The organism is Morganella morganii (genome assembly GCF_019243775.1).
GTDB classification, from domain to species: domain Bacteria; phylum Pseudomonadota; class Gammaproteobacteria; order Enterobacterales; family Enterobacteriaceae; genus Morganella; species Morganella morganii.
On the sequence record NZ_CP069157.1, the window covers coordinates 1,706,535 to 1,718,462 of the forward strand.

At 50.7% G+C, this 11,928-nt stretch carries 11 protein-coding genes and 1 tRNA gene; 6 read left to right on the forward strand and 6 right to left on the reverse strand.

Translation table 11 applies throughout. The features are described from left to right. Positions 1 to 23: 23 nt before the first annotated feature. The gene (gene gapA / locus JL661_RS08230) at positions 24 to 1,019 is read right to left on the reverse strand and encodes a glyceraldehyde-3-phosphate dehydrogenase (RefSeq protein WP_004235539.1); all 996 of its coding nucleotides are present in this window, start codon (positions 1,017 to 1,019) and stop codon (positions 24 to 26) included. A 329-nt stretch (positions 1,020 to 1,348) separates the two neighbouring features. On the opposite strand from gapA, the gene msrB reads away from it, so the two are divergent. Continuing rightward, entirely contained in the window at positions 1,349 to 1,762 is a 414-nt protein-coding gene (gene msrB / locus JL661_RS08235) for a peptide-methionine (R)-S-oxide reductase MsrB (protein WP_004235540.1), read from the forward strand. Positions 1,763 to 1,865: 103 nt separating this feature from the next. Next, on the forward strand, positions 1,866 to 2,141 hold the full coding sequence (locus tag JL661_RS08240) for a YeaC family protein (protein WP_004235541.1): 276 nt from the start codon (positions 1,866 to 1,868) through the stop codon (positions 2,139 to 2,141). 42 nt (positions 2,142 to 2,183) lie between these two features. Here JL661_RS08240 and pncA read toward each other — a convergent pair whose 3' ends face one another. The 3 genes from pncA to sppA form a co-directional block, all read right to left on the reverse strand. After that, on the reverse strand, positions 2,184 to 2,822 hold the full coding sequence (gene pncA / locus JL661_RS08245; RefSeq protein WP_004239156.1) for a bifunctional nicotinamidase/pyrazinamidase: 639 nt from the start codon (positions 2,820 to 2,822) through the stop codon (positions 2,184 to 2,186). Positions 2,823 to 2,832: 10 nt separating this feature from the next. Next, on the reverse strand, positions 2,833 to 3,852 hold the full coding sequence (gene ansA / locus JL661_RS08250; protein WP_062771540.1) for an asparaginase: 1,020 nt from the start codon (positions 3,850 to 3,852) through the stop codon (positions 2,833 to 2,835). A 105-nt stretch (positions 3,853 to 3,957) separates the two neighbouring features. Next, entirely contained in the window at positions 3,958 to 5,820 is a 1,863-nt protein-coding gene (gene sppA, locus JL661_RS08255) for a signal peptide peptidase SppA (RefSeq protein WP_004239157.1), read from the reverse strand. A gap of 162 nt (positions 5,821 to 5,982) precedes the next feature. On the opposite strand from sppA, the gene JL661_RS08260 reads away from it, so the two are divergent. Genes JL661_RS08260 through JL661_RS08270 form a run of 3 tightly spaced genes read left to right on the forward strand, consistent with a single transcriptional unit; the run spans position 5,983 to position 9,573 of the window. After that, complete coding sequence (locus JL661_RS08260; protein WP_004239158.1) at positions 5,983 to 6,534, forward strand: NAD(P)H nitroreductase; 552 nt, start codon at positions 5,983 to 5,985, stop codon at positions 6,532 to 6,534. Between the two features lie 28 nt (positions 6,535 to 6,562). Beyond that, complete coding sequence (selD, locus tag JL661_RS08265; protein ID WP_004235546.1) at positions 6,563 to 7,606, forward strand: selenide, water dikinase SelD; 1,044 nt, start codon at positions 6,563 to 6,565, stop codon at positions 7,604 to 7,606. A gap of 2 nt (positions 7,607 to 7,608) precedes the next feature. Continuing rightward, on the forward strand, positions 7,609 to 9,573 hold the full coding sequence (locus JL661_RS08270; RefSeq protein WP_062771542.1) for a DNA topoisomerase III: 1,965 nt from the start codon (positions 7,609 to 7,611) through the stop codon (positions 9,571 to 9,573). Between the two features lie 31 nt (positions 9,574 to 9,604). On the opposite strand, the gene xthA is transcribed toward JL661_RS08270, so the two are convergent. Next, a complete protein-coding gene (xthA, locus tag JL661_RS08275; RefSeq protein ID WP_024473189.1) occupies positions 9,605 to 10,414 on the reverse strand; it encodes an exodeoxyribonuclease III in 810 nt (269 codons plus the stop codon). 414 nt (positions 10,415 to 10,828) lie between these two features. On the opposite strand from xthA, the gene JL661_RS08280 reads away from it, so the two are divergent. Then, positions 10,829 to 11,692: a helix-turn-helix domain-containing protein gene (locus JL661_RS08280; protein WP_024473188.1), complete on the forward strand. Its 864-nt coding sequence runs from the start codon at positions 10,829 to 10,831 to the stop codon at positions 11,690 to 11,692. A gap of 16 nt (positions 11,693 to 11,708) precedes the next feature. Here JL661_RS08280 and JL661_RS08285 read toward each other — a convergent pair. Then, a tRNA-Tyr gene (locus JL661_RS08285) sits at positions 11,709 to 11,793 on the reverse strand. Positions 11,794 to 11,928: the final 135 nt, after the last annotated feature.

The window sequence follows — 11,928 nt, forward strand, 5'->3', positions numbered from 1 at the left end:
TGTGAGGATAACAGAGTGCAGACTTATTTGGAGATGTGTGCAATCAGATCCAGAACTTTATGAGAATAACCGGTTTCGTTGTCATACCAGGAAACCAGTTTCACAAAGTTGTCGTTCAGTGCGATACCGGCTTTGGCATCGAACACAGAAGTCAGTACTTCGCCATTGAAGTCAGTGGAAACCACGTCATCTTCGGTGTAACCCATTACGCCTTTCAGCTCGCCTGCTGCTGCCGCTTTGATAGCTTCACAGATTTCAGCGTAAGTTGCTGCTTTTTCCAGACGGACTGTCAGGTCAACAACAGAGACGTTAGGCGTAGGAACACGGAAAGACATACCGGTCAGTTTACCGTTCAGTGCAGGGATAACTTTGCCCACTGCTTTTGCTGCGCCGGTAGAAGACGGGATGATGTTCTGGGATGCACCGCGGCCGCCGCGCCAGTCTTTGTGTGAAGGACCGTCAACAGTTTTCTGGGTGGCAGTGGTTGCGTGAACAGTGGTCATCAGACCTTCAACGATACCGAATTTGTCGTTGATGACTTTTGCCAGTGGTGCCAGGCAGTTAGTGGTACAGGATGCGTTAGAAACGATTTCCTGGCCCGCGTAATCTTTGTGGTTAACACCCATAACAAACATCGGGGTCGCATCTTTGGAAGGACCGGTCAGAACGACTTTCTTCGCGCCTGCCTGGATGTGTTTGCGTGCAGTTTCGTCAGTCAGGAACAGACCGGTTGCTTCAGCAACAACATCAACACCGGCTTCGTTCCACTTCAGGTTCGCAGGGTCACGTTCGGAGGTAACGCGGATAGTTTTACCATTAACAACCAGATGGCCATCTTTCACTTCAACGGTACCGTTAAAACGACCGTGAGTTGAGTCGTACTTCAGCATGTATGCCATGTAATCTGCATCGAGCAGGTCGTTGATTGCAACGATTTCGATATCTGAACGCTCTTGTGCAGCACGGAATACGATACGGCCGATACGACCAAAACCATTAATACCTACTTTGATAGTCATAGTATTACCACCAGCTATTTGTTAGTGAATTAAAGTTGCTACTAAAGTTACCAAAACCTTGCCAGCCGTCAAGCGGAATCGTGTCAATTAATGTCATTTAACATTTAATCTGCTCAACAAATCGCCACTTTCAGTAAATTTGTCGCCGCTATTATCGGGACTTAGCGGAATAAAGACAGCGTGTATGGGGCATAAATGTGAAACATGTCACAAATAAGTGGTGTCAATGCTGACATGACAAGTTTAGAATAACATCCGGTCATTTGATGTTAATTTTTTGTTATTCTGTATTCTGACTGACCCTGCACAATAATGATAAGGATTCAGCTATGTCCGGGACTGATAAAAAGCGGGATACACCCGCTGAGCTGACAGAGATTCAGCGCTATGTCACACAGGAAGCGGGAACTGAGCACCCGTTTACCGGCCGCCTGCTCTATAATGAGAAACAGGGGGTATACCGTTGTATTTGTTGTGGTTCTCCGCTTTTTTATTCGGATACCAAGTTTGATGCCGGCTGCGGCTGGCCGAGTTTTTATGAGCCGGTCAGCAAAAGTGCAGTCCGGTATATTGACGATACCTCTCATGGCATGCATCGTATTGAGACCCGTTGCGGCCATTGTGATGCGCATCTGGGACATGTTTTTCCTGACGGGCCTGCGCCGACAGGGCAGCGTTATTGTATTAACTCAGCATCACTGAGTTTTGAAGATGAAAAAACAAAAGCAATAACAAACGGTTAGTTTGGTTATATTGAAATTTAACATTTATATAACGATAGAAAAAACGATTCAGCTTCTGATGTGATCAAAAGGTAAAATCAGATGCTTTCGGGGAAGGAACTGTATGGAAATTGATGATTTATTGTCCGCCATGACGCCGGAAGTCTACGGGCGTCTGGTGACAGCCGTCGAACTGGGTAAATGGGCCGATGGTGTACCACTGACGGAATCTCAGAAAAGCAGCAGTCTGCAGCTGGTGATGTTATGGCAGTCCCGCCATAACGCGGATCCGGCACATATGACGGTGGGGACTGACGGGGAAATCAGCCTGAAAAGTAAGCAGGAGCTGAAAGCGCTGTTTACCGATACGCATCTGGCCACACTGAAACCGCAGGACTGAGTGTAAAACGGGACAGTGTTTACTGTCCCGTCATGACATTTGCTATTCTTTCTCGCCGCAGAACTGAGCCGCTGTCTGCAACCGCGCACCGGCGTTCTCCATCTCCGCAAATGCGGTGAGGCTGTCATCCGGCTTTAAATTAACGCCCCGGCAGCCGTCTGTGATCACAGTGACGGCAAATCCTTCCGCCAGTGCATCCAGCACCGTAAATTTCACACAGTAATCGGTGGCGATCCCCAGAACAGCGAGATGCGTGATCTGCAGTTCTGCCAGCAGTTTCAGCAGGACGGTCGGCTCCCGGTGATCGTTATCATAAAACGCGCTGTAACTGTCCGTGGCCTGGTTTTCACCCTTATAAATAATATGGCTGATAGCCTGTTTATTCAGGTCAGGATGAAAATCCGCCCCCGGTGTGTTCTGCACACAATGCACCGGCCACCAGACTTGGGGCAGTCCGTTCAGTTCGCCGCATTCACCAATCACTGTCCCGGAATTGACGGCAAAGCTCAGATGCTCAGCCGGATGCCAGTCCTGACTGGCGATCACCGGGATATTCTGTTGCTGACAACGGGCTATCATCCGGTTCGCTGTGCGGATCACCGCATCACTGTCGCGGACAGCCAGGCTGCCGCCCTGACAAAAATCATTCTGAATATCCACCAGAAGCAGTGCCGGTTTCATTGCAGACTCCTTAGTTGTCGTTATAGCTCAGCTCGCCGCGCAGATCCTGCTGCATCAGAATGCGGATCTCATCGCTGGTGTAATCCTGGCTGAGCAGATAATGCAGTTTGGTCAGCGCTGCCTCGAAGGTCATATCAAAGCCGCTGATCACGCCGGCTTCTGCCAGTGCATGACCGGTGGCATAGCCGCCCATATTGACGCGTCCTGAAATACACTGTGTCAGATTGATCACAATGATGCCGCGCTCTGTGGCCTCCCGCAATGCGGTGAGCAGTTTCGGTTGCTGCGGTGCATTACCGACACCGTAAGAGCGGATAATCAGTGCTTTGACCGGCTGCTGCAGAATGTTGTTCACCACATCCACCGACAAGCCCGGATACACGGTTACCACGCCGATAGGCTGCGGGGTGATGTTATGCAGCGTGAAAGGTGCGGTGCTCTGCGGCAGCGGGTGAGTATTGAGATTGTGGATATTAATCCCGGCTTCCATCAGCGGCGGGTAGTTCGGGGAGGTAAAGGCCGCAAAACCGTCAGCATGTGCTTTGACGGTGCGGTTGCCCCGGTATAAGCGGTTATTGAAGAATAATCCCACTTCATTGACCGGATAATTCGCCGCCAGATAAAGGGCATTAAGCAGATTGATCTGGCCATCTGAGCGCAGTGCCTCAAGCGGGATTTGTGACCCTGTCACAATGACCGGCTTGGTCAGGTTCTCAAACATAAAGGAGAGCGCTGATGCGGTGAACGCCATGGTATCCGTACCATGCAGGATAACGAAACCATCATAGTGGTCATACTGGGCTTTGATATCATCCGCGATACACTGCCAGTCATCCGGTGTCATATCGGAAGAGTCAATCAGCGGCTGGTGCTCGGTGATGGTGAAATCCGGCATCTCCGGACGGAAGAACTCCGGCATTTTGGCAACCTGGCGCTGAAGGTGGCCGGAAACAGGGATATAGCCCTGCGCCGAGTGCTGCATACCGATAGTCCCGCCGGTATAGACCACATAAATGGATTTCTTTTGCATGTTACTGCTCTTAACAATGAGTACAGGGAAGGAAATTATAGGGGCTTCAGAAATAAAAAAAAGCCTGTTCGTCACGAACAGGCTTTTGTCAGCTGAGAAGAAAACTTACTGAATATTGGTGCAATTTAAGCAGAATGCATAACGGTACTGCGGATCCGTCAGCATTTTCATAAAGGATGCCTGTTGTGTCAGCTGTGCGCCGACCGGTGCCGGGATCAGTCCCTGCAATGATGACGGCAGTGTCACCTTCACATTACCGGCCGTTTCCGCAAGCAGTCTGTCAATGAATGTCATTTCCGGCTGCATCCAGTTCAGTACCGGATGCTCAACAGAAGCCAGCTCTGCGGCTTTGGCAACTGCATCATCAAAATCACCGAGTTTATCGACCAGGCCGTTAGCTTTGGCATCTGAACCGACCCAGACACGACCCTGCGCAATTTTATCCACTTCCTCCGGCGTCTTGTGACGGGATTTGGCAACGAGATTAATAAAATTGCTGTAGCCGCTTTCAATATAGAGCTGCATCAGCTCTGAGAATTCCGGTGTCAGTGCTTTGGTTACGGTGGCATCGGCCAGCGGCGAGGTGGACACGCCGTCAGTGTGCACGCCGATTTCGCTCAGCGAGTCCTCAAACGTGGTGACTACGCCGAAAATACCGATGGAGCCGGTAATGGTGCTCGGTGAGGCAACAATGTAGTTTGCCGGTGTTGAGACCCAGTAACCGCCGGAAGCTGCCACGCCGCCCATGGAAACCACCACGGCCTTGCCGCTCTGTTTCAGTGCCGCGACTTCCGCACGGATCTGCTCCGATGCCGTCACACTGCCGCCCGGGCTGTTCACCCGCAGTACCAGCGCTTTCACTTCCGGATCCAGACGGGCTTCGCGGAGTTGTGCGGCGATAGTATCACTGCCGGCCATGCCCGGGGCATCGGGACCGTCAACGATAGCACCCTGAACCACAACCACGGCGATGTTACCGGTGGTCTTGCCCTGCGGCACGCCGATGTTCATGTTTTTGGCGTACTCGGTAAACGGAATCGCATTGATTGTGTTGTTTTTCTTATCCCAGCCGAAAGTTTTGGTCATTTCGGATTCAAACACGTTAGCCGGCATAATCTCATCAACCAGTTTTTGCGTGACGGCATAAGCGGCATTATCACCTTTTGCCGTTTTCATCAGAGCCAGCATCTGCTGTGCGCCCGGGAAAATAGTATTCTTACCGGTTTTACGGTTTTCCGCGAGACTGGTGAGATAGTTATCCCACAGCACACTGATAAAACGCTGTGTGGATTCGCGGGCTTCCGGTGACATATCGTTGCGCAGCATCGGCTCAACCGCCGATTTATAGGTACCGACGCGGAAGATATGGGTTTTCACCTTCAGCATTTCCAGCAATTCGTTATAATACAGCGTATTGGTGGCGAAGCCGTAGATACCGACGCTGCCCTGCGGCGGCATATATATCTTGTCTGCATAGGATGCCAGGTAGTATTGAGCCTGATTATAATTGCCGCTGACGGCATAGACCCGCTTACCCTGTTTGCGGAATTCCGTGATGGTTTTGCCGATATACTGAAGTGACGGCTGGTCAGCACCAACGAAATCATCCAGCTTCAGGATCATTCCGGTAATATCCGGGTCGGTGGCGGCGGTACGGATAGTTTCCACCACATCAAACAGGGAGTTTTCCTGTAACTGACCGGAAGACGCGCCAAGCAATTGGAGAGAGAGACTTTCCAGCGGACTGTTACGGGTCAGCTGATCGACGACAACGCCGGAAAGATTTACATATAATGCTCCGGGTTCACGGCTGGTCTGAGTATCCTGTTCACTCAGCAGTGCATAGGCCCCGGCGGCTAACAGCAGTATGATGATAAAAAGGACATTGGCGACAAGCTGACGCACAAAATTCAGTATACGCCAGCTCCATTTAAATATTCCGGCAATGATAGTCCATAAAGTATGCATGACGGCTCCAAAGACAAAGATGTCCTGCTATCGTAAAGAGGATGTGCGGATTTGTCAGCCTGAAAACGACACATTGCGGAAAATATAGGCAGTTAAGCAATCTATCCTTAAAAATAGTGAAAAAAGTGGTAGCTTATTAGCGACTAAAAAAGGGGAAAACCGATGGATGCACTGACATTACTACTCAATCGCCGTTCTGCTTCTCGTCTGACCACACCTGCGCCCGAAGGCGAAGCATTAAAAAATATTCTCAATGCCGGGATGCGTGCGCCGGATCATGGCGCGTTACAGCCCTGGCATTTTATCGTGATGCAGGATGACGGCATCACCAAATTCAGTCAGTTGCTCGAAAAAGCGGCAAAAACAGCCGGACTCGGGCCGGAAGTGGAAGAGAAAGCCCGCAATGCGCCATTACGCGCACCGCTGATTATCACGGTTATCGCGAAAGTGAAGCCGGAACATAAAGTTCCTGAATGGGAGCAGGTTGCAGCGGCAGGTTGTTCGGTTCATGCGATGCAGATGGCTGCTGTGGCTCAGGGCTTCGGCGGGATCTGGCGCACCGGTTCGTGGACAAAGGACCCGGTGGTACGGGAAGGTCTGGGATGTGAGGAGCACGATAAAATTGTCGGCTTTCTGTATCTCGGCACTCCGGCACTGAAAGCGCCTGCCAAAGTGGCGGCACCGGATCTGACACCGTTTGTCACGTATTTCTGAGCGGATTGACGTTAACAAGGAGACTATCATGTCAGAAGCGGTGCGTTTAACGCAATACAGTCACGGCGCGGGTTGCGGCTGTAAAATTTCCCCGAAAGTGCTCGACACCATCCTGCACAGTGAGCAGGCAAAATTTATCGATCCTAATCTGCTGGTCGGCAATGAATCCCGTGATGATGCGGCGGTGTATGATATCGGTAATGGTACCGGCATCATCAGCACCACCGATTTCTTTATGCCGATTGTGGATGACCCGTATGATTTCGGCCGTATCGCGGCCACCAACGCCATCAGTGATATTTATGCTATGGGCGGCAAGCCGATTATGGCGATTGCGATCCTCGGCTGGCCGGTCGCCAAACTTGCTCCGGAAATTGCACAACAGGTGATTGAGGGCGGACGGGCTGTCTGCCGCGATGCCGGTATTTCACTGGCGGGCGGCCACTCTATTGATGCGCCTGAGCCGATTTTCGGCCTGGCGGTCACCGGTATTGTCCCGACAGATAAAATTAAACAAAATAACCGTGCAAAAGCCGGTTGTCAGCTGCTGCTGACCAAACCGCTGGGTATCGGCATTCTGACTACGGCTGAAAAACAGAGCAAACTGCGTCCGGAACATAAAAATCTGGCGCGTGACACCATGTGTCAGCTCAATAAACCGGGTGCGGACTTCTCTGAAATCGACGGCGTAAAAGCTATGACCGACGTGACCGGCTTCGGTTTGCTCGGCCACCTGAGTGAAATTTGTCAGGGTTCCGGGTTACAGGCCGTAATCCACACCGATTCTGTTCCGGTACTGCCTGGTGTGTATGACTATATTGCACAGGGTTGCTGCCCGGGCGGCACACAGCGTAACTTTGACAGCTACGGCCACCTTATCGGTGAAATGACCGACGTTCAGCGCAAACTGCTGTGTGATCCGCAGACATCCGGCGGCCTGCTGCTGGCGGTTGATCCGGCAGCGCGTGAGGAAGTGGAGGCAGTTGCCCGCAAATACGGCCTGACATTAAGCCCGGTCGGTGAACTGACTGAGCCGGACGCATCCCGTGCACTGATTGAAGTCACCGCATAAACATGCGTTTGTTTATTGCCGAAAAGCCCAGCCTCGCCCGTGCGATTGCGGATGTATTACCCAAACCGCACCAGCGGGGGGACGGCTTTATCCGCTGCGGTCAGAATGACTGCGTGACCTGGTGTGTCGGCCACCTGCTGGAGCAGGCAGAGCCGGATGCGTATGATCCGCGTTATGCCCGCTGGAACCTGGCTGATCTGCCGATTATCCCGCAAAAATGGATCCTCAGACCCCGCGACGCGGTGGCGAAACAGCTGCGCACCATCGGTACGCTGCTCAGTTCCGCAACCGAAGTTATCCACGCCGGAGACCCCGATCGTGAAGGGCAGTTGCTGGTGGATGAGGTCCTGGATTTCCTGGAGCTCGCGCCGGAAAAGCGTCAGCAGGTGCAGCGCTGTCTGGTCAATGATCTTAACCCGCAGGCGGTAACACGGGCGGTGGATAAAATGCGTCTTAACCGTGATTTTATCCCGCTGTGTGTTTCTGCGCTGGCCCGGGCACGGGCAGACTGGCTTTACGGCATCAATATGACACGCGCCTACACCATCCTCGGCCGTAATGCCGGGTATAACGGTGTGCTTTCGGTCGGCCGGGTGCAGACCCCGGTGCTCGGGCTGGTGGTGCGGCGTGATGAGGAAATTGAAAACTTTGTACCTCGCGATTTCTTTGAAGTGCGGGCACATATTGTTACCCCGGCGGACGAACGTTTTACGGCAATGTGGGTGCCGAGCGAGGCGTGCCAGGATTATCAGGATGACGAAGGACGCCTGACTCACCGGCCGCTGGCGGAGCATGTGGTCAGCCGCATCACCGGTAAACCGGCCTTTGTGACCGATTTTCAGGATAAAACGGAAAATGAAATCGCGCCGCTGCCGTTTTCACTGTCTGCGTTACAGATTGAGGCTGCCAAACGCTACGGGCTGAGCGCCCAGGCAGTGCTGGATATCTGTCAGCGTCTGTATGAAACCCACAAACTGATTACCTATCCCCGTTCGGACAGCCGTCATCTGCCGGAAGAGCATTTTGCCGGGCGTCACAGTGTGTTCAATGCGATTTCTGTGCATACCCCGCATCTGCTGCCGCAGGATAACCTCGATGATTCGCAGCGTAACCGCTGCTGGGACGATAAAAAGGTCGATGCGCACCACGCCATCATTCCGACCGCCAAATCGGTCTCCGTGTCGCTCAGTGAGAATGAAGCCAATATCTACGAGCTGATCGCGCGTCAGTATCTGATGCAGTTTATGCCGGATGCACAATACCGCAAATGCGTGATTGAGCTGGATATCGCCAACGGCAAATTTGTGGCAAAGGCGCGTTTCCTTTCTCAGGCAGGCTGGCGGACCATGCTGGGTGCCAAAGAGCGTGACGAGGAAAACGAAGGTACACCGCTGCCGGTGCTGACCAAAGGGGATGAACTCCTTTGTGAGCGCGGTGAAGTGGTGGAGCGTCAGACTCAGCCGCCGAGACCCTTTACCGATGCCACGCTGCTGTCAGCTATGACCGGGATTGCCCGGTTTGTGAAAGATAAGGCGCTGAAAAAAGTACTGCGCGAAACTGACGGACTGGGTACTGAAGCAACCCGTGCCGGGATTATCGAACTGCTGTTCCGCCGCGAGTTTTTGTACAAAAAAGGGCGCAATATTCATTCATCCCCGGCAGGACGCGCACTGATTCATGTTCTGCCCGAAATGGCCACCTTGCCGGATATGACGGCGCACTGGGAATCAACCCTGACACAAATCAGTGAAAAACAGTATCGTTATCAGGATTTCATGGTGCCGTTGTCTGAAACCCTGACCGGACTGATAAACCAGGCCCGGCAGAACCGGAATGTCCGCGCTTTCCGTGATTTACCACCGCCGCCGCAGGCGAAGAAGGCCGGCGCGAAAGGCAAAGGTAAAACCGCCGCGAAGGGCAAAGGGAAGACCGGCGGAAAAAAAGCGCCGCCACAGGAAGAAGAATAAAAAAATGTCCCGCATTGCGGGACATTTTTTATCAGCGGGTTAAATCAAACTCAGCCCAGATTGGCGCGTGGTCAGAGGGTTTTTCCATACCACGGATTTCATAATCAATGCCGGTGGCGGTACAGCGTGGTGCCAGCGCGTTGCTTGCCAGAATCAGGTCAATCCGCAGTCCCCGGTTGTCATCAAAGCCGCGTGAACGGTAATCGAACCACGAAAAACGGTCGTCTGCATCCGGATACATAGCGCGGTAAGTGTCAGTCAGTCCCCAACTGAGCAGGCGATCCATCCACTCGCGCTCTTCCGGCAGGAAAGAGCACTTGCCGGTCTTCAGCCAGCGCTTGCGGTTGGCGTCACCAATTCCGATATCAATATCCTGCGGGCTGATATTCATATCACCCATAATAACAATCGGATCCTGGTTGGAGCGCCCGGACAGATAGTCCTGTAAATCCTGATAGAATTTGGTTTTCGCCGGGAATTTCAGCGGATGGTCGCGGCTTTCTCCCTGGGGGAAATAACCGTTAATCACTGTCAGTACCCCGGCCGGGGTATCAATATCCGCCATAATCAGACGGCGCTGGGCATCTTCATCATCCCCTGCGAAGCCTTTGCGCACGGCAACCGGCTCTGCTTTGGTCAGCAGGGCGACACCGTAATGGGATTTCTGGCCGTGATAAAAAATGTGGTAGCCGAGGTGTTTCAGGTCATCGAGCGGGAACATCTCGTCATGGACTTTGGTTTCCTGGAGGCCGATAACATCAGGCTGATGCTGTGCGATAATCGCTTCCAGCTGGTGAGGCCGGGCTCTTAACCCGTTAATGTTAAAAGAGACAAACTTCATAGAATTCCAACCGGTTGATGAGTTAACAACAAAAGAGTAACAGATCGAAGAAAAAAAGTAACCCGCCGGCAGAATAATAAAAACCGGTACACCCGGCAGGGGTTAATATGTCTTAATTTTAATTGACAAAATAATCAGCATTAATAATGATTATTCTTTCTTCTGTACAGTGAAATGAAATGGGTGTGATAAAAATCGGAAGGAAGATTTTTGTGTTTATGTATTAATCTTTAAAATGAAATTTAATAAAACAGAATAATAAAAATATAACATTGCATTATTGTTATTGTATAAATTTTAATAAAAATCGTATTTAAACTCTTTGTGTAAGAAAAAAACACCAGAAATAAAGTCGTTACATATCAATAAGTAATTATTTAACTGATTATTTACTACAGCACAGGAATCGACATTATGTTTTTTTCAAGGAAGTTAGAAGCCTTTATGGCTGTTGTTGAATACGGCTCGCTCAGTAAAGCAGCAAAAGTGATGAACAGGACAACTCCGCCGGTGGCCAAGTCTATCAAGGATTTTGAGATCTCGCTGGGTAAGCGTTTATTTAAACGTGAAAAATTTGGTATGAGCCTGACACGGGAAGGGATGGAGTTATACAATGATCTTAAAGATCTCTATATGCAGGAAAAAGAAATTACAAAAAAACATATCAGCGGAACGATATGTAATAAGGTGAATATATTTTATGACTGGGGGAAAAGTAAATATATTGCGGCACTGTACCGGACGGCATTCAAAGCGGGTATACAAATTAATATATTTCGTTTCCACTATGATTGTATTGATGAAATAAATGATTTTGAGGGCAATACGCTGATACTGTCGTCAGAGCAGGTTATCAGCGAACGTTTTACGCTGCTGCGCCATTTACCGCAGGGGCAAATCGGAATCTGCTGCCGTCGTTCACTGTTTCAGGACTGTGATAACAATTTACAGACATTATTATCCTCCTGTGTCTGGTTATGTGAGCCGTTATTATATGAAAGCCCGTTACTCAAAACATTATTGCTGCAGCTCGGTGAGCAGAGCAAACATGAACATGTGCATCTGATCGACAATGTGAACAGTTATCTGCATCTGCTGATTGACGGGGATTATCTCTGCTTTATTGATGAGCACCCGAAAACGCTGCCGTACAGCGATGAACTGATTTTTCTGCCGTTATCGCAGAGTGAGGCGGAAAATCATTGTTATCTGTACAAGTCAAAATCACACGCGAGTGTGCTGAACAAAATAATGGATTGTATTGAGAATATGAAATAACAGGAGAGAAGATAGATGGTGGTGGGAGAAGGATTCGAACCTTCGAAGTCTGTGACGGCAGATTTACAGTCTGCTCCCTTTGGCCGCTTGGGTATCCCACCAAAAATCAAATTGTCTGTCCGTTCAGCTGTTGCCTTGGGACGGGCTGCATAATAGCAAATATGCGGACGCTGTAAAGTAAAAAAAAAAAAAATGTGTGGTCGTTGTTTTTTTGCCCGAAGTGCACGTTAACCGTG